Raw genomic sequence first — 24,803 nt, 5'->3', positions numbered from 1 at the left:
ATGACCGCCACCACCCTCGACCAGAAGACCGCCCTGGTCGTCGTCGATCTTCAGAAGGGCATCGTCGACCTCCCCACCGCCCACCCCGCCGCCGACATCGTCGCGAACTCCGCGACCCTCGCCGACGCGTTCCGCGCCAAGGGTCTCCCGGTCGTCCTGGTCCGCGTCACCGGCGGCGCCCCCGGCCGCACCGAGGGCGCCCCCCGTTCCGGGCAGCCGGCTGCCGATTGGGCCGACATCGTCCCCGAGCTCGGCCCGCGCGACGGCGACATCGTGGTCACCAAGCAGCAGTGGGGCGCCTTCTACGGCACCGACCTCGACCTTCAGCTGCGCCGCCGCGGTGTCACGCAGGTCGTACTGACAGGCATCGCCACCAGCATCGGCGTGGAGTCCACCGCCCGGGCCGCGAACGAGCACGGCTACAACGTCACCGTCGTCACGGACGCGGTCACCGACATGGACGGCGGCGCCCACGACAACAGCATCGAGAAGATCTTCCCGCGGCTCGGCGAGACGGACACCACCGAGGCGATCGTCAAGCTGCTCGGCTGAGCCCCGTCGAGCCGGACGGGCTCGGCCCGAGCCCGGTCACGGAGCGTCCCGGCGTCGGCCGATCTTGTTCCCCAGCCAGACCAGCGGGTCGTACTTGCGGTCCACCGCCCGCTCCTTCAGAGGGATCAGCGCATTGTCCGTGATCTTGATGTGCTCGGGACACACCTCCGTACAGCACTTGGTGATGTTGCAGTAGCCCAGCCCGTGTTCCTCCTGCGCCGTCGCCTTCCGGTCGAGTCCCGACTCGGCAGCGGCGTCCAGGGGGTGCATGTCCAGTTCGGCGACCCGCATCAGGAAGCGCGGTCCGGCGAACGCCGTCTTGTTCTCCTCGTGGTCGCGGACCACATGGCAGGTGTCCTGGCACAGGAAGCACTCGATGCACTTGCGGAACTCCTGCGAGCGGTCCACATCGACCTGCTGCATCCGGTAGTCGCCCGCCTTCACGCCCTTCGGCGGTACGAAGGCGGGCACTTCCCGCGCCTTGGTGTAGTTGAACGTCACGTCCGTCACCAGATCGCGGACCACCGGGAACGCCCGCAGCGGAGTGACGGTGATCGTCTCCTCCCGGCCGAACACCGACATGCGGGTCATGCACATCAGCCGCGGCCGCCCGTTGATCTCCGCGCTGCACGAGCCGCACTTGCCCGCCTTGCAGTTCCAGCGCACCGCCAGATCGCCCGCCTGGGTGGCCTGGATCCGGTGGATGATGTCGAGGACGACCTCCCCGTCGTTCACCTCGACCGTGAAGTCCTCCAGGCCGCCGCCGTCGGGGTCCCCGCGCCACACCCTGAACCGTGCGTCGTAGCTGCTCACTCGTACAGCTCCTCTTCGGCGAGGTACTTGACCAGCTCCTCCTTCTCGAAGAGGGAGAGCAGATCCGGGCGGATGGGTTCGGTCGTCCTCCGGACGAGTTCGATCTGGCCGCCCGGTTTCATGACGGCGTCGTCGGACAGCCGGCACAGCAGATTGGCCGGCCGCCAGGAGCGCTCCATCGTCGGACAGTCCTCGCGGGTGTGACCGCCGCGGCTCTCCGTGCGCTCCAGGGCCGCCCGGGCGATGCACTCGCTGACCAGCAGCATGTTCCGCAGGTCCAGCGAGAGGTGCCAGCCGGGGTTGAACTGCCGGTGCCCCTCGACTCCGGCGCGGTGCGCCCGTACCCGCAGGGCGGCCAGCTTCTCCAGGGCCTGTTCCATCTCGGGTGCCCGCCGGATGATGCCGACCAGGTCGTTCATCGTCTGCTGGAGTTCCTGGTGGAGGGTGTACGGATTCTCTGCCGTCGCCCCGTCCTCCAGGCCCTCCGCGCTGAACGGGCGCAAGGCCTCCGCCGCTGCCTCGTCGATCTGCTCGTCATCCACCTCGGGGGTGGCGGACAGTCCGGCCGCGTACTCGGCGGCGTGCAGTCCGGCCCGCCGGCCGAAGACCAGCAGGTCGGAGAGGGAATTCCCGCCGAGCCGGTTGGAGCCGTGCATGCCGCCCGCGACCTCGCCCGCGGCGAACAGACCGGGCACGGCGACGGCCGCCGCAGTGTCCGAGTCGACGGCGATCCCGCCCATCACGTAGTGGCAGGTCGGGCCGACCTCCATCGCCTCCGCCGTGATGTCGACATCCGCCAGCTCCTTGAACTGGTGGTACATCGAGGGCAGCCGCCGCCGGATCGTCTCTGCGGGCATCCGGGTCGACACATCCAGGAACACTCCACCGTGCGGAGAGCCGCGGCCCGCCTTCACCTCGGAGTTGATGGCGCGGGCGACCTCGTCGCGCGGCAGCAGCTCGGGCGGGCGGCGGTTGTGGTCCGGATCCTCGTACCAGCGGTCGCCCTCCTCCTCCGACTGCGCGTACTTCTCCTTGAACACATCGGGGACGTAGTCGAACATGAACCGCTTGCCCTCGGAGTTGCGCAGTACGCCGCCGTCGCCGCGCACCGACTCGGTGACGAGGATGCCCTTCACCGACGGGGGCCAGACCATGCCGGTCGGGTGGAACTGCACGAACTCCATGTTCAGCAGGGGTGCGCCCGCCAGCAGCGCGAGGGCGTGGCCGTCGCCGGTGTACTCCCAGGAGTTCGACGTCACCTTGAAGGACTTGCCGATGCCGCCGGTGGCGAGGACGACCGCGGGGGCTTCGAGGACGAAGAAGCGACCGGACTCCCGCTCGTAGCAGAAGGTACCGCTGACCCTCTCGCCGTCCTTCAGCACCCGGGTGACGGTGCACTCCTGGAAGACCTTCAACCGGGCTTCGTAGTCACCGTGTTCGCGATAGTCCTCCTGCTGCAGCGAGACGATCTTCTGCTGGAGGGTGCGGATCAGTTCGAGGCCGGTACGGTCCCCGACGTGTGCGAGCCGCGGGTACTCATGGCCGCCGAAGTTGCGCTGGGAGATCTTTCCGTCCGGCGTACGGTCGAAGAGCGCACCCCAGGTCTCCAGCTCCCAGACCCGATCCGGTGCCTCCTTGGCGTGCAGCTCCGCCATCCGCCACTGGTTGAGGAACTTCCCGCCGCGCATGGTGTCGCGGAAGTGCACCTGCCAGTTGTCCCCGGAGTTCACGTTGCCCATCGAGGCGGCGATTCCGCCCTCCGCCATGACGGTGTGCGCCTTGCCGAAGAGCGATTTGCAGATCACCGCAGTACGGGCGCCGCGCTCCCGTGCCTCGATGGCGGCGCGCAGCCCGGCGCCTCCGGCACCGACCACGACGACGTCCCACTGCTGCCGTTCGAGCTCTGTCATTCAGAAAAACCTCGGATCGTCGAAGGCGCCGGAGGCGACGAGATACACGTAGAAGTCGGCGAGCGCCACGCTGATCAGGGAGGACCAGGCCAGCAGCATGTGCCGGGCGTTGAGCCGGCCCACCCAGCCCCACAGCCGGTAGCGCACGGGGTGCTTGGAGAAGTGCCGCAGCCGGCCGCCGATGATGTGCCGGCAGGAGTGGCAGGACAGGGTGTACGCCCAGATCAGCACGATGTTGACGAGGAAGATCAGGGAGCCGAGGCCCATGTGGCCCCAGGCGTAGTGCTCGTCGCGGAAGGAGAGCACGGTGTCGTACGTGAGGATCCCGGCGACCGGCAGTGCGGCGTAGAAGAAGTACCGGTGGATGTTCTGCATGATCAGCGGGAAGCGGGTCTCGCCGGTGTACGTCGTGTGCGGCTCGGCGACCGCGCAGGCCGGGGGCGAGGCCCAGAAGCCCCGGTAGTAGGCCTTGCGGTAGTAGTAGCAGGTCAGCCGGAAGCCGAGCGGGAAGATCAGGATCAGCAGAGCGGGGGAGAGGCCCCACCAACTGCCGAAGATCTCCCAGTTCGGGCCGTGCCGCATAGGGGCGCAGTTCTCCGCCAGGCAGGGCGAGTAGAACGGCGACACATAAGGGGCGGCGTAGTAGTCCGCGTTCGAGAAGGCCCGCCACGTCGAGTAGACGATGAAGGCGAGGAGCCCGCCCGCGGTCACCGCGGGCGCCAGCCACCAGCGGTCCGTCCGCAGGTGGCGGGCGGCGATGGCGGCCCGCGAGGCGCCGTGCACACCGGACGGCCGGGCGCGTGCGCCGCGCCGGGCCGGCCCCTTCAGTTGTGGTGGTTCCGTACCTGGTTCCGCACTTGGTTCCGTTCCGGTGGCCAAGGAACTCTCCTAGGGGGCGTGCCTGCCGCGGACGCCCAGACCCTCGTCGTCCGAGTCCGTCCACAGGGTGGCGTCGTACGGCGCCTCGGTGATCGTGATGACGTCGGTGACCGTGACGGCGCCGTCGGCGGGGTCGGTGCCACCGGCGGCGCCGGGCGGCCGCGGACCGGCTTCGGCCGTGCGCAGCTGCGCAAGGCTCCGCTCCAGCCGTCCGACGGTGCGGGCCAGGTCGTCGAGACAGTGCTGAACAGCTGTCAACTCGTCTTTCAGTGACATGACTTGCTCTCACTTCCGCAGTCGCGGGTGGCAATGCTCATGCGCATGCGAGTGTCGCGCGTCACATCTCCTTTGGGAAGAGAGCGGGCCGTTCCGTCTTGATCGGACGCTCCGCCGCCCGGGTGAGGTTCGGGGCCGGTGCGCCGTGTCGGCGCCGACTCTCGCGCGTGGGCACCTTCAGTGGATGAGCGGAACCAGTGTGATCAACTGCAAATGCCACTAAAAAGCACAATCCGGCCCATCCGTCTGCGGGTGGGCCGGGCCGGCCCCGGAGGTATCAGCCATGTCCCACGTCGGCGTCCCGCGCGGGACAGTCCGAAAGCGCCGCTCGCTCGCGCTCCTCGCGACGGGTGTGCTCACGATCCCCGCGCTGGCCGGGTGCACCAGTTCGGACAGAGTGACCACCGTCGCCATCGTGGTGCCGCAGGATGTCGCCCCCGCCGGCCGGGACCTGGTCGCCGACGGAGGAACGGTCAACTGGGCGATCGATGCGATGCCCACCACCTTCAACGCCTTCCAGGCGGACGCCGACGCCACGACCACGCGCATCACCGGGGCCCTGCTGCCGACGCTCTTCCCGCTGGACACCAAGGGCACCCCCCACATGAACTCCGACTATCTGGAATCGGCGAAGGTCATCGAGCGCGAGCCCAAGCAGGTCGTGCTCTACCGGCTCAACCAGCAGGCCGTCTGGAGCGACGGCCGGGAGATCGGGGCCCCCGACTTCGTCGCCCAGTGGCGCGCGCTGAGCGGCAAGGACTCGGCGTTCTGGACCGCCCGCAACGCCGGCTACGACCGGATCGAGCGGATCGAGCGCGGCAAGACCGACCTGGAGGTCCGGGTCACCTTTGCCAAGCCGTACGGGGACTGGCGCTCCCTTTTCTCCCCGCTGTACCCGAAGCAGGTCACCAGCTCCCCGACCGCCTTCAACGACCGGGCGCGCACCACCCTCGCGGCCACCTCAGGACCGTTTCGGCTGCGCAGCGTGAACAAGAGCGCGGGCGCCGTCACCCTGACCCGCAACCCGCACTGGTGGGGCAGCCCGGCCAAGCTCGACTCGCTGGTCTTCCGGGCGGTCAAGCCGCAGGACCGAGTCCAGGCACTGGTCGGCGGCAAGGTCGACATCGCCGACATCGACGCCGCAGCGGCGCACCGGATCGTGGCCGCGGCGCGTGACAAGGGAGAGAACGGCCAGCCGCTCACCCACGGCCCCGGCTCCGAGATCGGCCCCGCCGCCGCACTGCGCTCCTGGGCCCTGGCGCACGGCTCCGACGAGAAGGCCGCGGCGGCCGCCCGGGCGAGTCGGGAGAAGACCCGGAAAGCGGCGGAGGTGTACGCCACCGAGCAGGACGGGCTGCGCGCCTATGTCGTACGCAAGTCGTTGGAGCCCGCCTACACGCAGCTCGCGCTGAACGGTGAGTCCGGGCCGCTCGCCGACGAACGGGTACGCCGCGCGGTGGCCCGCGCCCTCAACCGTCAGGAGCTCGTCGACACCGTACTGGGGCCGCTCGGCCTGCCCGCCGCGCCGCTCGGCAGCCACCTGGCGCTGGCCGGGCAGCCCGGATATCAGGACAACAGCGCCGCACTCGGCGAGCAGGACACCAAGAAGGCGCAGGCGCTGCTGGCCGAAGCCGGCTGGACGCCGGGCGGTGCGACGAAGAAGAAGTCCGACGGTACGAAGGCGGGCAGCAAGGGCGAGAAGGTGAAGGGAGGCGAGCACGGCAAGGCGGAGACGGCCGACAAGGCCACGAAGGCCGACAAGAGCGACGACAACAAGCCCGGCGACGACAACAAGCCGCGCGTGGACGAGGACACCAGCCCCGGCCACGTCCTCGCCCCCGCCCCGGCCGCCGCCGTCCAGAGCGCCGCCCTGCTGCGCCAGGCGGACGCCTTCACGTCCGCCGTTGCCGTCGCCGACACCAGCACCGCCGAGAGCTCCCGCGGCAAGGTCACCGGACAGAACCGCGGGCCGGGAGGTGCCGCCGGCGCCTATGCCCCCATGGGCACCGCGGCCCCCGCGGCTCCGGCCAAGGCCGCCGACTCCGTCCGCGACACGCTGGGCAAGGACGGCAAGCCGCTGACCTTGCGTTTCGTCCTGCCGTCCGGTCCCGGCTCGGAGTCTCTGCGGACCGTCGGGGAGAAGATTTCGGCCATGCTCGATTCGATCGGCATCCGCACGGAGATCATCAAGGTGGCGGACGCCGGCTACTTCAAGGACCATGTCGCCTCGGGCGCCTACGACCTGGCGCTGTACTCCTGGCCCGCCACCGCCTACCCGGCCACCGACGACCGGCCGATCTTCGCCAAGCCCGTGCCCGCCACCGACGGCTCGCTGCTCGTCGAGCAGAACTACACCCGCGTCGGTACGGACCACATCGACCAGCTCTTCGACCAGGCGCTCTCCGAGCTCGACGAAGGCGCCGCCCAGGATCTGATGAAGCAGGCCGACGCCCGCATCTGGGCCGCCGCAGCGTCGATTCCGCTCTATCAGCGTCCGCAGCTGGTGGCCACCGACAGGAAGCTCGTGAACGTCGGCGCCTTCGGCTTCGGAGTGCCCCACTACCAGGACATCGGTTTCAAGAAGCAGCAAGCGGCCGGTTCCCCCGCGAATCGTAAGAAGTAGCAGGTCAGAACCTCAACTGAAGCTCAGAACTGGCTCAAGTCTCTTGCCCGCCGCGGTCCCGGCGGGCAAGGTCATGAGCACCTGTTGACCCGGGTAGCCGCTCCATCTCCCCACCTCTGAGAGCCCCCACCCCGGAGCCCCAACTCCTAGCCCGCACCTCAGAGTCCCGCAGCTTCGGAGCCCCACCTCTGAAGCTGCTCAAGTCCCGAATGCAGCCGTCCCGCCCCGGGGACCATGGCCATGACCACCGGTGAAATTCACCGGAAGACATGACCACGGGGGCGGAAACATGAAGAGGACACCGGCAGCCGTAGCGGTCGCTGCCGTCATGGCGACGGGCGTGAGCGCCTGTACGTCGAGTGACGGAACCACCCGCGAGCAGCCGCGGTCGGACGGTTCGCCGACGGCCGCCAGGACCGGCAAGGGCAACGTTCCCGTTACGGAATCACGGCCCCGGCCCGGCAAAGGTGGCACTTGCACCTGGTTTGACGCCCGGCATCGGTGGGTGCTCAACGGGGTCACCGAGCCCCAGCACCTCACCGGCGCCAAGGGCGCCGGGTTCACCCAGCCGATGCGCCGCCTGCGTACGGACATGGCGTCCGTACGGACCGAAGGAACCGACGGGACCTCGCCGGACAACGACGCCGTGCTGCTCGCGCTCGGCGTTCACCTCGGTCTGGCGGAGAAGCGGGACGAGACGTCGGGGCTGGGCGAACCGGGAGAATATGCGCCTGTCGACAACGCCGGCGGTGAATTCAGCGGCGCTGCCGGACACCTTGTGGAGTTCAGCTCGGTACAGCTGATCGAGACCGATTTCCGCCACTCCTGCGGTCCTGGAAAGCAGAGGGAAGAGGCCGTCGGGCACGTGGTGAACCGGACCTCTTCGGGCGGCGGAGACATCAGGTGTGAAACGCCGCTGACCAAGCACGCATCGGCAGCGGCCCGTGAAGCGGTGCGCCTCTCCTGTCACTGGTAACACCTGCCCGGGAAGCCGCTACGGCGCCAGCCCCGTACCATGGGGGGTAGCCGTGGCGCGTCCGCCCGGCGGGCGTACCAGGACTTGAGACCGACTAAGACGCCTGATCCCACGATCCGAGAGAAGCGCAAGCCACCCATGCCCACGCGCCACGACATCCGTAACGTAGCCATCGTCGCCCACGTCGACCACGGCAAGACCACGCTGGTCGACGCCATGCTCAAGCAGGCGGGCGCCTTCGCCGCGCACGCCGCCGAGCACCTCGACGACCGCATGATGGACTCGAACGACCTGGAGCGTGAGAAGGGCATCACGATCCTGGCCAAGAACACGGCCGTCAAGTACCACCCGAAGGATGGCGGCGACGTCATCACCATCAACATCATCGACACCCCCGGCCACGCCGACTTCGGTGGCGAGGTCGAGCGCGGCCTGTCGATGGTGGACGCGGTCGTCCTGCTGGTCGACGCGTCGGAGGGCCCGCTCCCGCAGACCCGCTTCGTGCTCCGCAAGGCGCTGACGGCCAAGCTGCCGGTCATCCTCTGCATCAACAAGACGGACCGTCCGGACTCCCGGATCGCCGAGGTCATCGACGAGACGTACGACCTCTTCCTGGACCTGGACGCCGACGAGGACCAGATCGAGTTCCCGATCGTCTACGCCTGTGCCCGTGACGGCGTCGCCTCGCTGACCAAGCCCGAGGACGGTACCGTCCCGCCGGACAGCGACAGCCTGGAGCCGTTCTTCAGCACGATCCTCTCCGCGGTCCCGGCCCCGGAGTACGACGACGACGCGCCCCTCCAGGCCCACGTCACCAACCTGGACGCCGACAACTTCCTCGGCCGTATCGCGCTGTGCCGTGTCGAGCAGGGCGAGCTGCGCAAGGGCCAGACCGTCGCGTGGATCAAGCGTGACGGCTCGATGTCCAACGTCCGCATCACCGAGCTCCTGATGACCGAGGCGCTCACCCGTAAGCCCGCCGAGAAGGCCGGTCCGGGCGACATCTGCGCGATCGCCGGTATCCCGGACATCATGATCGGCGAGACCCTGGCCGACCCCGAGAACCCGATCGCGCTGCCGCTGATCACGGTCGACGAGCCGGCCATCTCGATGACCATCGGTGCGAACACCTCGCCGCTGGTCGGCAAGGGCGGCAAGGGCCACAAGGTCACTGCCCGGCAGATCAAGGACCGTCTGGACCGGGAGCTGGTCGGTAACGTCTCGCTCCGTGTCCTGGAGACCGAGCGCCCCGACGCCTGGGAGGTCCAGGGCCGTGGTGAGCTCGCGCTGGCCATCCTCGTCGAGCAGATGCGCCGTGAGGGCTTCGAGCTCACGGTCGGCAAGCCGGAGGTCGTCACCAAGCAGGTCGACGGCAAGACGCACGAGCCGATCGAGCGCATGACGATCGACTCCCCCGAGGAGCACCTCGGTGCGATCACGCAGTTGATGGCGACCCGCAAGGGCCGCATGGAGACGATGACGAACCACGGTTCGGGCTGGGTCCGCATGGAGTGGATCGTCCCGTCCCGCGGCCTGATCGGTTTCCGTACGGAGTTCCTGACGCAGACCCGCGGTACAGGCATCGCGCACTCCCTCTTCGAGGGCCACGAGCCGTGGTTCGGCGAGCTGCGCACCCGTCACAACGGTTCTCTGGTCGCGGACCGCTCGGGTTCGGTGACCCCGTTCGCGATGGTCAACCTGCAGGAGCGCGGTGTCATCTTCACCGAGGCCGGCACCGAGGTCTACGAGGGCATGATCATCGGCGAGAACTCGCGCGCCGACGACATGGACGTGAACATCACCAAGGAGAAGAAGCTCACCAACATGCGTGCGGCTTCCGCGGACACCACGGAGAACGTGGTGCCCGCCCGCAAGCTGTCGCTCGAGCAGTCGCTGGAGTTCTGCCGCGACGACGAGTGCATCGAGGTGACCCCGGAGACGGTCCGTATCCGCAAGGTCGTCCTGGACCAGAAGGAGCGCGGCCGCTCCGCGTCGCGCGCCAAGCGCTGACCCCGTACGACCCATTGACACAGGGCCCGGGCCCCCGCAGACACTGTGGGGGCCCGGGTTTTTCGTCAACTCGTTTTCCTGCCCGAGGTGTCCGGATATCGGGCGTCGCTCTCCGGAACATGTGTTAACGGTCCGTTTCGCGGGTGTCTGTCTGGGATCGCTTTGTCCGGATTTCGGTCAACCATGCCTGGTCGATGTTGTCAAACCGAGACCCTTTAAGTGTGGTTTACAGCCCGGGCGTACTTAATAGTTGGCTCCATTGAGCTCGGGTCAATGGGTCACGCACTGTGGGGAGTGCCGACTCACGAGCACACTCGAGGCACTGAAACGATCACCGTCAGGGGTGTCGGTGTATCAAGCCAGTGCCTTTCTTGTAGTCAAAAGTGGACTCATGAGGAGGAAACCCATGCGTGGTGCCAAGAGCGCCAAGTGGGTCGCGGGAGCGGCCATCATCGCCCTGGCTGCGACCGCTTGTGGTGGCGGCAGTGACGAAGGCAAGGGCAAGGGGGGCGACAGCGGCAAGGGTGCTGTCAACGCCAACGGCATCTTCTCCGTCGAGGTCGGCGAGCCGCAGAACCCGCTGCAGCCGGCGAACACGATGGAGTCGAACGGCAGCATCGTCACCGACGCGATCTTCTCGCAGCTGGTCGACTACGACCCGGCCGGCAAGCTCGTGATGGTGAACGCCGAGTCTGTCGACACCAAGGACAGCAAGCTCTGGACGGTCAAGCTCAAGAAGGACTGGAAGTTCCACGACGGAACGCCGGTCACCGCCGAGTCCTACGTCAAGGCGTGGAACTGGGCCGCGAACATCAAGAACGCCCAGACCAACGCGTCCTGGTTCGCCGACATCAAGGGCTTCGCCGACGTCCACCCCGAGGACGAGAAGGCCAAGCCGAAGAAAGACGCCATGTCGGGTCTGAAGGTCGTCGACGACTACACCTTCACCATCGAGCTCAACAACCCGCTGCCGTACTTCGCGTACAAGCTCGGCTACACGGTCTTCTCGCCGCTGCCGGAGTCCTTCTACGCGGACCCGAAGGCCGCCGGTGAGAAGCCGGTCGGCAACGGCGCGTACAAGTTCGTCAGCTGGGACCACAAGAAGCAGATCAAGGTCGTCCGCAACGACGACTACAAGGGTCCCGACAAGGCGAAGAACGGTGGTGTGATCTTCAAGAACTACACCACCCTCGAGACCGCCTACGAGGACCTGAAGTCCGGCAACGTCGACGTGCTGCGCCAGATCGCGCCGAAGGACCTCCCGGTCTACCGGTCCGACCTCGGTGACCGCGCGGTGGACAAGCCGTACTCCGCGATCCAGACGCTCGGTGTCGCCATGTACACCAAGCAGTGGAAGAACACCGACCCGAAGGTCCTGCAGGGCCTGTCGATGGCGATCGACCGCGACACCATCACCAAGACGGTGCTCCAGGGCACCCGCGAGCCGGCCACGGGCTGGGTCGCCAAGGGTGTTCTCGGCTACCAGCCGAACGTCGCGGGTGACGTCACCACGTACAACCCGACGAAGGCCAAGGCTCTCATCAAGGAGGGCGGCGGTGTTCCGGGTAACAAGATCTACATCCAGTTCAACGCCGACGGCGGTCACAAGGAATGGGTCGAGGCTGTCTGCAACAGCATCACCCAGGCGACCGGCGTCGCGTGCGCCGGTGACTCGAAGGCCGACTTCCAGGCCGACCTGAACGCCCGTGACGCCAAGCAGGTCAAGTCGTTCTACCGCGGCGGCTGGGTGCTCGACTACCCGGTGAACGCGAACTTCATCAGCGACCTGTTCCGTACGGGTGCGGCCGGCAACAACGGCTTCTTCTCCAACAAGGACCTCGACAAGAAGATCGCGGCTGCGGACTCCGCCGCCACGCTCGACGAGTCGGTCAAGGGGTACCAGGAGATCGAGAAGGAGCTGGTCAACTACATGCCGACCATCCCGCTCTGGTACTACAAGGTCAACGCCGGTTACTCGGAGAAGGTCCAGAACGTCCAGTACGCGCAGGACGGCGACCCGATCCTGACTCAGGTTCAGGTCAAGAAGTAACCACCGACGTAGTCCGCGGGCCGGTGCGGGACCGACACTGACATCGGTCCTGGACCAGCCTGCACGCCGTGGCCGGGGGGCCCTTTCGCGTCACCGACGACCCCACAGGGGGTCGGTGACGGGGGAGGGCCCGTCGGCTGCCGCTTGCCTATTTACATGGAGGCACCATGGGGCGCTATGTCGCACGACGACTGCTCCAGATGATCCCGGTCTTCATCGGGACAACCCTGCTCATCTTCCTGATGGTCTACTCCCTGCCCGGCGACCCCGTGCGGGGACTCTTCGGGGACAAGGGTGCTGACCCTGCCACCCTGGCCGCGATGCGGCACCAGCTGGGTCTGGACCTGTCGTGGCCGCATCAGTACTGGAATTACATGACAGGCATCGTCCTGCATTTTGATTTCGGGAATCAGATAGCCAGCGGTCGTCCGGTGACGGACGTACTCGGTGACGCGTTCCCCGTCACCCTGCGACTGGCCGCCATGGCGTTCCTCATCGAGATCGTTCTCGGTATCGGCCTCGGCATGGTCGCCGGGCTGCGTGCGGGCCGTCTCGCGGACAACGCGGTCCTGGTCGTCACCCTGCTGATCATCTCGATCCCGGTCTTCGTCCTCGGCTTCATCGTCAAGTCGGTGTTCGCGTTCCAGCTCGGCTGGATCGAACCGAACGTGTCCGGCGAGGCCAAGTGGGACGAGTTGATCGCCCCGGCCGTCGTGCTGGGATCGCTCTCCCTCGCCTACGTGGCCAGGCTGACGCGTACGACGATGGCCGAGAACCTGCGGTCGGACTACATGCGTACCGCCGTGGCCAAGGGACTTCCCAAGCGCCGCATCGTCGGTGTGCACCTGATGCGCAACTCGCTGATCCCCGTCGTCACCTTCCTCGGCACGGACCTGGGTGCCCTGATGGGTGGCGCGGTCGTGACCGAAGGCCTGTTCAACGTGAAGGGCATCGGCGGCACCATCTACGAGTCGATCGTCCGGCGCGAGGGCACCACCCTGGTGGGCCTGGTCACCGTACTGGTGCTCGTCTACCTCTTCATGAGCCTGCTCGTCGACCTGCTGTACGCGGTCCTGGACCCGAGGATCCGTTATGCCTGACGTGATCAAGACCGCACCCGCGACCGAAGACCCGAAGACCGCAGTGGCGGAGCCGGTGGCCGTGAAGGCCGAGAAGGCCCGCAGCCTCTGGGGCGACGCGTGGGTCGACCTGCGCACCAACTGGTACTTCGTCATCTCGTCCGTCCTCATCGTGATCCTGCTCGTGATGACGGTGTTCCCGGGGCTGTTCACCAGTGCCTCGCCCACCTTCAGCGACTTGGCGCACCACTTCCTCGGCAAGCCCGAGATCGGCAAGGTCGGTTCGGCCGAGTGGCTGGGTTACGACGGTCAGGGCCGCAGTGTCTACGCGCGTGTAATCTACGGCGCCCGGGCCTCGGTGACCGTCGGCATCTCCGTCACCTTGCTGGTGACCGTGTTCGGCGGCCTGATCGGCATGGTGGGCGGCTACTTCGGCGGCTGGATCGACGCGCTCCTGTCCGGGTTCACCAACATCTTCCTCGGACTGCCCTTCCTGCTCGGCGCCATGGTGGTCCTGCAGGCGTTCACCGACCGCACCGTCTGGAGCGTGACCCTCGCTCTCGCGTTCCTCGGCTGGACGCAGATCGCGCGTGTCATGCGCGGTGCCGTGATCACCATCAAGCAGGCGGACTACGTCCAGGCGGCCAGGGCTCTGGGCGCGAGCACGTCCCGGATCCTGTTCAAGCACATCCTGCCGAACGCCATGGCCCCGGTGATCGTCGTCGCGACCATCTCGCTGGGTGTGTACATCTCGGCCGAGGCAACTCTGTCCTACCTGGGTCTGGGCCTCGCCGATCCGGCGATCTCATGGGGTGGCGACATCTCCGCCGGCGCCAGCCAGATCCGGGTCGCGCCGCACATCCTGCTGTACCCGTCGATCCTGCTCAGCATCACCGTTCTGGCGTTCATCATGCTCGGCGAAGCCGTCCGCAACGCCCTCGATCCGAAGTCGCGATAAGGAGGGCGTACGTGACTACCATCGACAAGACCGCCGAAGTCCCGTCCCCGCGCTCGGGTGACGACCACGTCGGCCCGCTGCTCGAAGTCCGTGACCTGCACGTGGAGTTCCACACCCGGGACGGCGTGGTCAAGGCCGTCAACGGCGTGAACTACAGCGTGGACGCAGGGGAGACGCTCGCCGTTCTCGGTGAGTCCGGCTCCGGCAAGTCCGTGACGGCGCAGGCCATCATGGGCATCCTCGACATGCCGCCAGGCAAGATCCCCCAGGGGGAGATCCTCTTCCGCGGCCAGGACATGCTGAAGATGTCCTACGAGGAGCGTCGGCAGATCCGTGGCCAGAAGATCGCGATGATCTTCCAGGACGCGCTCTCCTCGCTGAACCCGGTGCTCACCGTCGGCTACCAGCTCGGCGAGATGTTCCGGGTCCACCAGGGCATGTCCAAGAAGGACGCGCAGGCCAAGGCCATCGACCTGATGGACCAGGTCAAGATCCCGGCTGCCAGGGCCCGGGTCTCGGACTACCCGCACCAGTTCTCCGGCGGTATGCGTCAGCGCATCATGATCGCCATGGCGCTGGCCCTGGAGCCGGACCTGATCATCGCGGACGAGCCGACCACCGCGCTCGACGTGACCGTGCAGGCCCAGGTGATGGACCTCCTCGCGGAGCTCCAGCGCGAGTACAACATGGGTCTCATCCTGATCACCCACGACCTCGGTGTCGTCGCCGACGTCGCGGACAAGATCGCCGTGATGTACGCGGGCCGGATCGTCGAGACCTCCCCGGTCCACGAGATCTACAAGCGCCCGGCACACCCGTACACCAAGGGTCTGCTGGAGTCGATCCCGCGGCTGGACCAGAAGGGCCAGGAGCTCTTCGCGATCAAGGGGCTGCCGCCCAACCTGCTCCACGTGCCCACGGGTTGTGCCTTCAACCCGCGCTGCACGATGGCACAGGACATCTGCCGTACGGACATCCCGGCCCTGCGCCCGGTGACCGAACAGGACGGCACCGAGCTGGTCGGCCGCGGCAGCGCCTGCCACTTCTGGAAGGAGACGATCCATGGCTGACATCGACAAGGAGCCCGTGGACGCCACCCCGAACGTCACCGAAGTGGCGACGGTCGACGCGGCCACCGAGGCGGAGGCCGTTGCCGCCATCGAGGCGCCGGTGTCGCAGGGCGAGCCGATCCTCCAGGTCCGCAACCTGGTCAAGCACTTCCCGCTGACCCAGGGCATCCTGTTCAAGAAGCAGGTCGGTGCGGTCAAGGCCGTGGACGGCATCTCGTTCGACCTGTACCAGGGCGAGACGCTCGGCATCGTGGGTGAGTCCGGCTGTGGCAAGTCCACGGTCGCCAAGCTCCTGATGACGCTGGAACGGGCCACCGCCGGTGAGGTCTTCTACAAGGGCCAGGACATCACCAAGCTGTCCGGCCGCGCGCTGAAGGCCGTACGGCGGAACATCCAGATGGTGTTCCAGGACCCGTACACCTCGCTCAACCCTAGGATGACGGTCGGCGACATCATCGGGGAGACCTTCGAGATCCACCCCGAGGCGGCCCCCAAGGGCGACCGGCGCCGCAAGGTGCAGGACCTCCTGGATGTCGTGGGTCTCAACCCGGAGTACATCAACCGTTATCCGCACCAGTTCTCCGGCGGTCAGCGCCAGCGCATCGGCATCGCCCGCGGCCTCGCGCTCAACCCGGAGATCATCATCTGCGACGAGCCGGTCTCCGCGCTCGACGTGTCGGTGCAGGCGCAGGTCATCAACCTGATGGAGAAGCTGCAGGACGAGTTCAACCTCTCCTACCTCTTCATCGCGCACGACCTGTCGATCGTCCGGCACATCTCGGACCGGGTCGGCGTCATGTACCTCGGCAAGATGGCCGAGATCGGTACGGACACGCAGATCTACGACCACCCGACGCACCCCTACACCCAGGCGCTGCTGTCGGCGGTCCCGGTTCCGGACCCGGAGGCCCGCGAGGGCCGCGAGCGGATCATCCTCACCGGTGACGTCCCGTCGCCGGCCAACCCGCCGTCGGGCTGCCGCTTCCGCACCCGCTGCTGGAAGGCCCAGGACAAGTGCGCGACGGAGGTGCCGCTGCTGGCGATCCCCGAGCGCTTCAAGTCCTCGGACACCCCGGCCGCGCACGAGTCGGCGTGCCACTTCGCCGAGGAGAAGGACGTCGTGCACGCGGCGTAGTTCTGCTCGAGGGCGCAGGAACGAAGGCGCCCGGAACCGATCGGTTCCGGGCGCCTTTCCCATGTCCCGGGAACCGGGCTCGCAGGTGGCTCGGGTCAATGGGCCGACGTGCTCGGTTCCCCGGGCCGGAGGGCCGGGTGGATCGCGGACCGATCGGATCCGTCTCCGCCCGGCCGTCTCCGGGGCGAGGGCAGGGGTGTCAGCCCCCGGCCTTGGGGTTCTCGGTGTTCTGCTCGGCCGGGCCCGGCGCGTCCTGGCCCGTACGCGCCCGCGGGACGGACGACACGGTCCCGGGTCCTTCCGGGTGGTGGCAGGCCGTCAGATGGCCGTCCCGGCTGCCCTCGATGCGTACCAGCGGCGGCGTCTCGCTCGCGCACTTCTCCGTCGCCTTCCAGCAGCGGGTGCGGAACCGGCAGCCCGACGGCGGGTCGACCGGAGACGGCACATCGCCGGTCAGCCGGATCCGCTCACGGGCCGGCACGTCGTCGGCGGTCGCCTCCGGCACGGCGGAGAGCAGCGCCTTCGTGTACGGGTGGCGCGGGTTGCCGTACAGATCGTCCCGGTCGGCGATCTCCACGATCCGGCCGAGATACATCACCGCGACGCGCTGCGAGAAGTGACGTACGACGGCGAGGTCGTGCGCGATGAACAGGAACGCGATGCCCAGTTCCTTCTGCAGCTTCTGGAGCAGGTTCACCACCTGCGCCTGGATCGACACGTCCAGCGCCGAGACCGGCTCGTCGGCGACGATCAGCTTCGGCTCCAGGGCCAGCGCCCGGGCCACCCCGATGCGCTGGCGCTGACCGCCGGAGAACTCGTGCGGGAAGCGGTTGTAGTGCTCCGGGTTGAGCCCCACCGTCTCCAGCAGCTCGCGTACGCGCGCCTCGCGACCGCCCGCCGGGTTGATGCCGTTGATCTCCATCGGTCCGGCGACGATCTTGCCGACGGTCTGCCGCGGGTTCAGCGAGGCGTACGGGTCCTGGAAGATCATCTGAATCTCGGAGCGGACCGGCGCCAGCTCGCGCCGCGAGGCATGGGTGATGTCCTGCCCGCGGTACGAGATCTTGCCGCCGGTCGGCTCCAGCAGCCGGGTGATCAGCCGGCCTGTCGTCGACTTGCCGCACCCGGACTCGCCGACCAGGCCCAGGCTCTCGCCCTCGGAGACCGTGAAGTCCAGTCCGTCCACGGCCTGCACCGCGCCGACGGTCCGCCGGATCGGGAAGCCGCCCCTGATCGGGAAGTGCTTGGTGAGTCCGGCGACGTCCAGGAGGGGATCGGTGCTGCTCATAGTGGGGAAGTCCCGTCTCTTGTACGTCAGTTGGGCCGGGTGCCGGCGAAGTCGGCGAAGAACTCGGTGCGCTGCTCCGCGGTGAGGTGGCAGGCGGCCCCGCGTCCGGCCACCAGCTCCAGCGGCGGCTGGTCGGTCGCGCAGCGCGCGCCGCCGACCCGTTCGGTGAACGAGCACCGCGGGTGGAACCGGCAGCCGGTCGGCGGGTTGAGGAGGCTCGGAGGGGTGCCCGGGATCGGCGACAGCGGTACGTCGACCGGTCCCTCGAGAGTCGGCATCGACCCCAGCAGGCCCCAGGTGTAGGGGTGCTGGGGCGCCCGCAGCACCTCCTTCTTGGTGCCGCGCTCCACGCACCGCCCGCCGTACATCACCAGCACGTCGTCCGCGATGTCGGCGATGACACCGAGGTCGTGGGTGATGAAGATGATCGAGGTGCCGGTCTCCTGCTGGAGCTCCTTGAGCAGGTCGATGATCTGGGCCTGCACGGTGACGTCCAGCGCGGTGGTCGGCTCGTCGGCGATCAGCAGCTCCGGGTTGCAGACCAGCGCCATAGCGATCATCGCGCGCTGGCGCATACCGCCGGAGAACTGGTGCGGATAGTCGTCGACCCGCAGATCGGGCTGCGGGATGCCCACCTTGGTGAGCATTTCGATCGCCCGGGCCCGGCTCTCCCGCTTGGAGGCGCCGGTGTGCTTGCGATACGTCTCGGAGATCTGTTTCCCGATGGTGTGGTACGGCGAGAGGGAGGCCAGCGCGTCCTGGAAGATCATGGCCATCTTGTTGCCGCGCAGCCGCTCCAGTTCCCGCTCCGAGGCGGTGAGCAGGTCCTGCCCCTCGAGCAGGATCTCCCCCTCGATCTCGGTGTGGTCGGGGTGGTGCAGGCCGAGGATCGTCAGGTTGGTCACGGACTTCCCGGAACCGGACTCGCCGACGATGCCTAGCGTGCGGCCCCGTTCGACGTCGAACGACAGCCCGTCGACGGCCTTGACCATGCCGTCATCGGTGGAGAAGTGCACGCGCAGATCGCGTACGGAGAGGAAGGGGGTGCTCATTGGATCTCTCCCTAGGCGAGGCGGACGCGTGGATCGATGAGGGCGTATACGGCGTCGACGATGATGTTGAAGACGACGATCGCTGCTGCCGCGACCAGGACGACACCGAGCAGCAGCGGCAGGTCGTTGTCGTACACGGCCTTGACCGAGAGTGCGCCGATGCCGTGCAGCCCGAAGGTCTTCTCCGTGATGATCGCGCCCCCGAGGAGAACACCTATGTCGAGACCGAAGATCGTCACGATCGGGCCCATCGCACCGCGCCAGGCGAAGCTGAAGAACACCGTCCGCCGGGAGAGTCCCTTGGCGCGCGCGGTACGGACGTAGTCCTCACTCAGCGTCTCGACGAGCTGGGAGCGGGCCATGCGCGTGTAGTTGGCGGTGAAGATCAGCGCCAGCACGAACCACGGCAGCAGTAGTCCCTGGAACCAGCCGGCCGGGTCCTCGGTGATCGGGACGTCCTTGGGGCGGCTGAGGATGTGCCACTGGTCCGACAGGTAGTACATGGCGACCACGCCGACGATGTAGATCTGCAGCGAGGAGCCGATCAGCGACGCCGACGAGGCGATCTTGTCCATCGCCCGGCCCTGCTTGACCGCGGCGATCATGCCCGTGCCGACACCGAAGATCAGGAACACGACCGCGCTGCCGATGGACAGGGAGAGCGTGGTCGGGAAGCGGTCCAGGATGGTGCCGAGGACCGGCTCACGGTTGTGGAACGAGTAGCCGAGACACGGCGCCGGACAGTGCCCGAACGAGGCGTAGTCACGGCCCACGAACACGGCCTGGAGCCAGTGCCAGTACTGCACGGGAAGCGGGTCGGAGATCCCCAGGTTCTGCTTGACCAGTTTCAGCGTCTCGGGCGTGCAGATCTTGCCGCAGGCCACACGGGCTGGGTCACGGGGTGCGACGTAGAAGAGGACGAACGTGAAGGCACTGATGATCAGCAGGATGACCAGTGCGCCGATAGCCCGGCGGAAAAGGAAGCGGAACATGGCGATGGGTTTCCCTGGCAGACGCCGACGAGGGGGAGTGGAGCGGGCGGGGCGCCACGGGGGCGCCCCGCCTCAGGAGTGTCGGCGTCAGGCCTTCACGTACAGCTTGTAGAAGACGGCCGAGGACCACAGCGGGTCGAAGATCGCGTTGCCGACCTTCGAACCGAACAGGTAGAAGCGGCGCTGGAACGTCTCAGGGATGATCGGCGCCTCCTCCGTCATGATCCGCTTGTCCAGCTCGGCCCAGGCCTTGCCGGCCGCCTTCGGGTCGGCGATCACAGCGTTCTTCTTGATCGCTTCGTCGACCCAGTCGACCTTCAGCTGCGAGATGTTGTTGGAGCCGTTGGCGACCGTACCGCCGTCGAACAGCGGCTGGACCAGCGTGTAGCCGGTCGGCCAGTCCGGGGACCAGCCGAACCACATCACGTCGAACTTGTTGTCGATCTGCTGGATCTGGTCGTAGTAGCTGGTGGAGTCCAGCGGCTTGATGACCGGGTCGAAGCCGGCCGCCTTCAGGGCGTTCTCGATGACGATTTTGGTCTTGTCGTACGTGGGGGTCTGCGGGAACGCGTAGACGATCTTCTGGCCGGTCTTGCCAGCCTCCTTCAGCAGCTTCTTCGCCGCCTCGGGGTCGCCCTGAGGCTTCTTCAGCTTGCCGTAGACGTCGTCGTGGGCGTAGCCCAGGATGTCGGGGCTGAGGATACTGGTCGCGTAGTCACCGGCCGACGGGCCACCGTAGATCTTGCGGATCTGCTCCAGCGGCCAGGCGTGGATGAGTGCCTGACGAACCTTCAGGTCGGTGATGCGCTTGGTGTTGATGGCGTAGTAGTACAGACCGCTCAGCAGACCGTTGAAGGTGCGCTTCTTCAGCTCGGGGTCGGTCAGGACCTTCTGGATGCGCTCGGCGGGGACACCGTTGTACGCCATGAACGCGTACTGGTCGTCACCGTCGTCGGCGATCAGACGGTCCGCCAAGGCGAGGGTCTCGGGGCCGAACTCGAAGGCGAAGCTGTCCGGGTAGGCGTTACGGATCGAGTCGGTGGCCGGGTCCCAGTGCTCGTTGCGCACCATCACCAGCGACTTGTCGACGGCGTGCGACTTGATGCGGTACGGACCGGCCGAGACCGGGTCCTTGTCGTACTTCTCCTTGGTGTCACCCTTGACCGGAACGGCGCCGTAGGAGGTCATCGCCAGCGTGAAGTTGAGGTCCGGGCGGGCGTCGACCAGGTTGAAGGTGATGGTCTTCTTGGCCGTGTCCGTCACGATGGTGTCGAGGTGCTTGCCGCTGAACGGGCCCTTGTACTTCGACCGGAAGTCGGAGGTGCCGACCAGCGCGGACTGGGTGTAGCCGGCCCCCTCGGTGGTGAAACTGGCGAAGCCGCGCTCGATGCCGTGGCGCACGTCCTCGACGGTGAGTTCCTTGCCGTCTTCCCACTTGAGACCGTCCTTCAGCGTGAAGGTCCAGGTCTTGCCGCCGTCGGTCATGGCGCCCGCGTCGGTGGCGAGGTCACCGACCAGCTTCATCGAGCCGTCCTGCGCGATCTTGTATCCGGTCAGGCAACGGATGAAGAGGTCGCCGACCGCGGAGTTCCACGAGAAGTAGATGCGCTGCGGGTCGAGGTGGGAGAAGTCGTCCGGGGCGATGCCGCGGACCGTGCCGCCCTTCTTCGCGCCCGCGATCTCGGGTGCGGGACCGGTGGAGTCCTCCTTGGTGCCGACGACGACCGCGCCGGTGTACTTGTCGGCGCCGCCGTGCCCGCCGCCCTTGTTGCCCTTGCCGGCCGTGCTTCCGCTGCTGCAGGCGGAGAGGACCATCGAGCCACCGGCCGCGACCGACGTGGCGATGACGAAGTTTCTGCGGGAAAGGGACATGGCTTCCTGCTCTGGTCGAGGGAGAGAAACGATGGATCCGGCGGGCCCCGTCGCCCGGTCGGAGGGGAAACGGTTCAGCGCTTGGTCTTCGGGTCCAGTGCGTCACGCACCGAGTCACCCAGCAGGTTGAAGGCGATGACGAAGATCACCATCGTCACGCCGGGGAAGAGCATGAAGGTGATGTCGCTCTGGTACACGTCCGATCCGCGCTGGATCATCACGCCCCAGTCGGGCGTCGGGGACGTGAGCCCGACGCCGAGGAAGGCGAGGCCCGCCTCGGCGGTGACGTACAGAGGCAGCGCGAGCGTGGCCTGGATGAGGATCGGCGTCCAGAGGTTGGGCAGCAGTTCCTTGAAGATGATCCGGGCCGGCGAGGCACCGGTCACCTTGGCCGCCTCGATGAACTCGCGTTCGCGCAGAGCGAGTACCTCGCCGCGAAGCAGCCGGGCGATGGAGGCCCAGCCGAAGGCGGTCATCACCGAGATGAGGCTCACTACGGTCAGCCAGACCGGGGTGTTCTCCTCCGGAGAGACCAGGATCGAGATCATCACCGGCCAGAAGGCGATGAAGAACAGCGTCTGGGGGAAGGCCAGCAGGATGTCGATGACCCGTCCGATGAGGTAATCGGTCTTCCCGCCGAGATAGCCGGCCGTGATGCCGATGGCGATGCCGATCGCCGTCACCAGCAGTGTGGTGGCCGCCGCGATGAGCAGCGAATTGCGGATGGCGTAGAGCAGGAACGTGAAGACGTCCCGGCCGAGTCCGGGCTCGATGCCAAACCAGAAGTCGCCGCTGATACCGCCGTTGGGCAGGACCGGGGAGCCGAAGTCGTCGAGCAGGCTTGTGTCGTTCTGACCGTACGTCGTGTACGGATCCTTGCCGTACAGCTTGGCGATCAGCGGGGCGCAGAGGGCCACCACGAAGAAGGCGATGACCACGTAGGCCGAAATCATGCCGGTGGGATCGCGCTTGAAGCGCCGCCAGGCCAACTTTCCCGGCGAACGGCCCTCGCCGCCCTTGGGAGCCGAAGGATCCGGTGTCGGCAGCGCCTTCGCATCCACTACCTCAAGAGGAGCGGTCGTGTGCGGGGTTGGAATCGTCATGGTGCTCCTGGCCCGAGGGTCGAAGGACTCCGCAGGGCAACACCTACGGGCTACTCGGACTTTTTCAACGCAATTCACGGAGGGTCAATGAATGTCCGGTTGACTTGAGGCGCTCTTTGGGGCCTTGACAGATGCATGACCAACGATTGCCCTCCGGTTTGCCGCCCCTTGACTCAATCGAAAGGATGTTCGTTGCATGCGAGGAGGAAACCGGCAATGAGTCCGATATGCGGGCGGCACTGTCTCGGAATTCGTACATCCGGCCAATCGGATGCGTGGACGATGCGCGTTCGATGCGCGGCCGTTATCACTCCGCTGCTCACCGGAATGCGCCCGCGGCGCACCTGCTGCGCTCGGATGGGGGGTGTAAATGTGCAGAAGGTGATCGATCAGGTGATATTTGACTCCACGTGAGACGGAGCTCGATGAGGAGGCATTCCATGCGCGGAGCCACACAGGCCAAGTGGGCCGCATGTGCCGTGACCGTCGTCCTGGTGGCGACGGCCTGCGGTGGCGGCGGCGGCGGGGGCGGCGGCGGTGGCGGGGGCGGCGCCAATGGGATCGTCAGCTCCTCCTGGGGTGACCCGCAGAACCCGCTGGAGCCCGCCAACACCAACGAGGTGCAGGGCGGCAAGGTCCTCGACATGGTCTTCCGGGGGCTGAAGAAGTACGACCCGAAGACCGGTGCGGCGACGAACATGCTCGCCGAGAAGATCGACACCACCGACTCGCAGAACTTCACCATCACGGTGAAGGACGGCTGGACCTTCAGCAACGGCGAGAAGATCACCGCGAAGTCGTTCGTGGACGCCTGGAACTACGGCGCCCTGCTGAAGAACAATCAGAAGAACGCCTACTTCTTCGGATACATCGACGGTTACGACAAGGTCCACCCCGACACCGGCAGTGCCAGCGCGACGAAGCTTGCCGGCCTCAAGGTCGTCGACCCGATGACATTCTCGGTGAAGCTGACGCAGAAGTTCTCCCTCTGGCCGGACACCCTCGGCTACCCGGCGTTCGCCCCGCTGCCGCAGAGCTTCTTCACCGACCATGCAGGCTGGCTCGCCAAGCCCGTCGGCAACGGCCCGTACAGCATCGAGAAGTACACCAAGGGCTCCTCGATGAGCCTGCGCAAGTGGGACAAGTACCCCGGTGACGACAAGGCGCAGAACGGCGGCATCGACCTCAAGGTCTACACCGACAACAACACCGCCTACACCGACCTGATCGCGGGCAACCTCGACCTCGTCGACGACGTACCGGCCTCGCAGCTGAAGAACGTCAAGGCGGACCTCGGCGACCGGTACATTAACACCCCGGCCGGCATCATCCAGACCCTCGCCTTCCCCTTCTACGACAAGAAGTGGGACACCCCCGGCGGCATCAAGGTCCGACAGGGCCTGTCGATGGCGATCAACCGCGACCAGATCACCGACCAGATCTTCCAGAAGACCCGCACCCCCGCCTCCGACTGGACCTCCCCGGTCCTCGGCGTGGACGGCGGCTTCAAGGAGGGGCTGTGCGGGGCGCCGTGCGAATACAACGCGGCGAACGCCAAGAAGCTGATCCAGGAGGGCGGCGGCATCCCCGGCGGCCAGCTGAAGATCTCGTACAACGCGGACACCGGCTCGCACAAGGAGTGGGTCGATGCCGTCTGCAACAGCATCAACAAGGCGATGGGGAACAACAAGGCCTGCGTCGGCTCCCCGGTCGGCACCTTCGCCGACTTCCGCAGCCAGGTCTCCCAGCAGAAGCTCACCGGCGCCTGGCGCGCGGGCTGGCAGATGGACTACCCGCTGATCCAGAACTTCCTGCAGCCCCTCTACTACACCAACGCCTCGTCCAACGACGGCAAGTGGAGCAACAAGAAGTTCGATTCCCTGGTCGACAAGGCCAACGCCGAGTCCGACAAGGCCAAGGCCGTCTCCACCTTCCAGGACGCGGAGAAGGTCCTTGCCGAGCAGATGCCCGTCATCCCGCTCTGGTACCAGAACGGCAGCGCCGGCTACTCGGAGAAGATCACCAACGTCGCGCTGAACCAGTTCAGCGTCCCGGTGTACGAGCAGATCAAGGTCAAGTAACCCCGCAGGGCCGGATGGCCGGTGCGCTGTGCCGCACCGGCCATCCGGCTTCCTCATCCCCGCGCCACCGACCCCCCGCGACCT

Annotated in this window: 19 protein-coding genes; 10 read left to right on the top strand and 9 right to left on the bottom strand. The window is 67.0% G+C overall.

Translation table 11 applies throughout. From position 1 onward, the window contains the following. Complete coding sequence (locus OHA03_RS08485) at positions 1–552, top strand: isochorismatase family protein (RefSeq protein WP_267002324.1); 552 nt, start codon at positions 1–3, stop codon at positions 550–552. 36 nt (positions 553–588) lie between these two features. Here the strand turns inward: OHA03_RS08485 and OHA03_RS08480 are convergent, their stop codons facing one another. From OHA03_RS08480 to OHA03_RS08465, 4 genes are read right to left on the bottom strand one after another with little or no spacing between them, the layout of a single operon-like run. Then, positions 589–1,365 carry a succinate dehydrogenase/fumarate reductase iron-sulfur subunit gene (locus tag OHA03_RS08480; protein WP_267002322.1) on the bottom strand — a complete coding sequence of 259 codons (777 nt, stop codon included), beginning with the start codon at positions 1,363–1,365 and terminating at the stop codon, positions 589–591. Continuing rightward, a complete protein-coding gene (locus OHA03_RS08475; RefSeq protein WP_267002320.1) occupies positions 1,362–3,275 on the bottom strand; it encodes a fumarate reductase/succinate dehydrogenase flavoprotein subunit in 1,914 nt (637 codons plus the stop codon). Before OHA03_RS08475 ends, OHA03_RS08480 begins: the two co-directional genes overlap by 4 nt. Then, positions 3,276–4,154 carry a hypothetical protein gene (locus tag OHA03_RS08470; RefSeq protein ID WP_267002318.1) on the bottom strand — a complete coding sequence of 293 codons (879 nt, stop codon included), beginning with the start codon at positions 4,152–4,154 and terminating at the stop codon, positions 3,276–3,278. It lies immediately after the preceding gene. A 9-nt stretch (positions 4,155–4,163) separates the two neighbouring features. Further along, positions 4,164–4,430, bottom strand: coding sequence for a hypothetical protein (locus OHA03_RS08465; RefSeq protein ID WP_267002316.1), 267 nt, complete (start codon positions 4,428–4,430; stop codon positions 4,164–4,166). A gap of 283 nt (positions 4,431–4,713) precedes the next feature. Between OHA03_RS08465 and OHA03_RS08460 the strand changes: the two genes are divergently transcribed. From OHA03_RS08460 to OHA03_RS08425, 8 genes are all read left to right on the top strand, one after another. Beyond that, positions 4,714–7,053, top strand: coding sequence for an ABC transporter family substrate-binding protein (locus tag OHA03_RS08460; RefSeq protein WP_267002314.1), 2,340 nt, complete (start codon positions 4,714–4,716; stop codon positions 7,051–7,053). A gap of 505 nt (positions 7,054–7,558) precedes the next feature. Further along, a complete protein-coding gene (locus OHA03_RS08455) occupies positions 7,559–8,029 on the top strand; it encodes a hypothetical protein (protein ID WP_267002312.1) in 471 nt (156 codons plus the stop codon). 138 nt (positions 8,030–8,167) lie between these two features. Further along, entirely contained in the window at positions 8,168–10,039 is a 1,872-nt protein-coding gene (gene typA / locus OHA03_RS08450) for a translational GTPase TypA (RefSeq protein WP_267002310.1), read from the top strand. 406 nt (positions 10,040–10,445) lie between these two features. After that, on the top strand, positions 10,446–12,089 hold the full coding sequence (locus OHA03_RS08445) for an ABC transporter substrate-binding protein (protein WP_267002308.1): 1,644 nt from the start codon (positions 10,446–10,448) through the stop codon (positions 12,087–12,089). A gap of 167 nt (positions 12,090–12,256) precedes the next feature. Continuing rightward, positions 12,257–13,189: an ABC transporter permease gene (locus OHA03_RS08440; protein ID WP_267002306.1), complete on the top strand. Its 933-nt coding sequence runs from the start codon at positions 12,257–12,259 to the stop codon at positions 13,187–13,189. Next, positions 13,182–14,126 (top strand): ABC transporter permease, encoded by a 945-nt coding sequence (locus tag OHA03_RS08435; RefSeq protein WP_267002304.1) that lies wholly within the window; start codon positions 13,182–13,184, stop codon positions 14,124–14,126. The genes OHA03_RS08440 and OHA03_RS08435 overlap by 8 nt, the downstream gene beginning before the upstream one ends. Positions 14,127–14,137: 11 nt before the next feature. Next, on the top strand, positions 14,138–15,196 hold the full coding sequence (locus OHA03_RS08430) for an ABC transporter ATP-binding protein (RefSeq protein ID WP_267002302.1): 1,059 nt from the start codon (positions 14,138–14,140) through the stop codon (positions 15,194–15,196). Further along, the gene (locus OHA03_RS08425; RefSeq protein WP_267002300.1) at positions 15,189–16,331 is read left to right on the top strand and encodes an ABC transporter ATP-binding protein; all 1,143 of its coding nucleotides are present in this window, start codon (positions 15,189–15,191) and stop codon (positions 16,329–16,331) included. Before OHA03_RS08430 ends, OHA03_RS08425 begins: the two co-directional genes overlap by 8 nt. Before the next feature lie 199 nt (positions 16,332–16,530). Here OHA03_RS08425 and OHA03_RS08420 read toward each other — a convergent pair whose 3' ends face one another. The 5 genes from OHA03_RS08420 to OHA03_RS08400 all read right to left on the bottom strand — a co-directional run bounded on the left by OHA03_RS08420 (position 16,531) and on the right by OHA03_RS08400 (position 22,638). Further along, the gene (locus tag OHA03_RS08420) at positions 16,531–17,619 is read right to left on the bottom strand and encodes an ABC transporter ATP-binding protein (protein ID WP_267002298.1); all 1,089 of its coding nucleotides are present in this window, start codon (positions 17,617–17,619) and stop codon (positions 16,531–16,533) included. A gap of 26 nt (positions 17,620–17,645) precedes the next feature. Next, the gene (locus OHA03_RS08415; RefSeq protein ID WP_267002295.1) at positions 17,646–18,671 is read right to left on the bottom strand and encodes an ABC transporter ATP-binding protein; all 1,026 of its coding nucleotides are present in this window, start codon (positions 18,669–18,671) and stop codon (positions 17,646–17,648) included. Between the two features lie 11 nt (positions 18,672–18,682). Beyond that, positions 18,683–19,663, bottom strand: coding sequence for an ABC transporter permease (locus OHA03_RS08410; RefSeq protein ID WP_267002293.1), 981 nt, complete (start codon positions 19,661–19,663; stop codon positions 18,683–18,685). A gap of 87 nt (positions 19,664–19,750) precedes the next feature. Further along, positions 19,751–21,535 carry an ABC transporter substrate-binding protein gene (locus tag OHA03_RS08405; RefSeq protein WP_267002291.1) on the bottom strand — a complete coding sequence of 595 codons (1,785 nt, stop codon included), beginning with the start codon at positions 21,533–21,535 and terminating at the stop codon, positions 19,751–19,753. A gap of 74 nt (positions 21,536–21,609) precedes the next feature. Beyond that, on the bottom strand, positions 21,610–22,638 hold the full coding sequence (locus OHA03_RS08400; RefSeq protein ID WP_267002289.1) for an ABC transporter permease: 1,029 nt from the start codon (positions 22,636–22,638) through the stop codon (positions 21,610–21,612). A 440-nt stretch (positions 22,639–23,078) separates the two neighbouring features. Between OHA03_RS08400 and OHA03_RS08395 the strand changes: the two genes are divergently transcribed. Continuing rightward, positions 23,079–24,719, top strand: coding sequence for an ABC transporter substrate-binding protein (locus OHA03_RS08395; RefSeq protein ID WP_267002287.1), 1,641 nt, complete (start codon positions 23,079–23,081; stop codon positions 24,717–24,719). Positions 24,720–24,803 lie beyond the last annotated feature (84 nt).

This window comes from Streptomyces sp. NBC_00154, from assembly GCF_026342835.1.
Taxonomy (GTDB): domain Bacteria; phylum Actinomycetota; class Actinomycetes; order Streptomycetales; family Streptomycetaceae; genus Streptomyces.
This window is presented reverse-complemented; position numbering and strand designations above follow the sequence as displayed.

Excerpts from the sequence above, each read along its gene's own strand:
- OHA03_RS08445 (WP_267002308.1), top strand. The coding sequence starts at position 10,446 with ATGCGTGGTGCCAAGAGCGCCAAGTGGGTCGCGGGAGCGGCCATCATC.
- OHA03_RS08410 (WP_267002293.1), bottom strand. The coding sequence starts at position 19,663 with ATGTTCCGCTTCCTTTTCCGCCGGGCTATCGGCGCACTGGTCATCCTG.
- OHA03_RS08405 (WP_267002291.1), bottom strand. The coding sequence starts at position 21,535 with ATGTCCCTTTCCCGCAGAAACTTCGTCATCGCCACGTCGGTCGCGGCC.
- OHA03_RS08420 (WP_267002298.1), bottom strand. The coding sequence starts at position 17,619 with ATGAGCAGCACCGATCCCCTCCTGGACGTCGCCGGACTCACCAAGCAC.
- OHA03_RS08435 (WP_267002304.1), top strand. The coding sequence starts at position 13,182 with ATGCCTGACGTGATCAAGACCGCACCCGCGACCGAAGACCCGAAGACC.
- OHA03_RS08440 (WP_267002306.1), top strand. The coding sequence starts at position 12,257 with ATGGGGCGCTATGTCGCACGACGACTGCTCCAGATGATCCCGGTCTTC.
- OHA03_RS08475 (WP_267002320.1), bottom strand. The coding sequence starts at position 3,275 with ATGACAGAGCTCGAACGGCAGCAGTGGGACGTCGTCGTGGTCGGTGCC.
- typA (WP_267002310.1), top strand. The coding sequence starts at position 8,168 with ATGCCCACGCGCCACGACATCCGTAACGTAGCCATCGTCGCCCACGTC.
- OHA03_RS08425 (WP_267002300.1), top strand. The coding sequence starts at position 15,189 with ATGGCTGACATCGACAAGGAGCCCGTGGACGCCACCCCGAACGTCACC.
- OHA03_RS08395 (WP_267002287.1), top strand. The coding sequence starts at position 23,079 with ATGCGCGGAGCCACACAGGCCAAGTGGGCCGCATGTGCCGTGACCGTC.
- OHA03_RS08400 (WP_267002289.1), bottom strand. The coding sequence starts at position 22,638 with ATGACGATTCCAACCCCGCACACGACCGCTCCTCTTGAGGTAGTGGAT.
- OHA03_RS08465 (WP_267002316.1), bottom strand. The coding sequence starts at position 4,430 with ATGTCACTGAAAGACGAGTTGACAGCTGTTCAGCACTGTCTCGACGAC.
- OHA03_RS08460 (WP_267002314.1), top strand. The coding sequence starts at position 4,714 with ATGTCCCACGTCGGCGTCCCGCGCGGGACAGTCCGAAAGCGCCGCTCG.
- OHA03_RS08415 (WP_267002295.1), bottom strand. The coding sequence starts at position 18,671 with ATGAGCACCCCCTTCCTCTCCGTACGCGATCTGCGCGTGCACTTCTCC.
- OHA03_RS08485 (WP_267002324.1), top strand. The coding sequence starts at position 1 with ATGACCGCCACCACCCTCGACCAGAAGACCGCCCTGGTCGTCGTCGAT.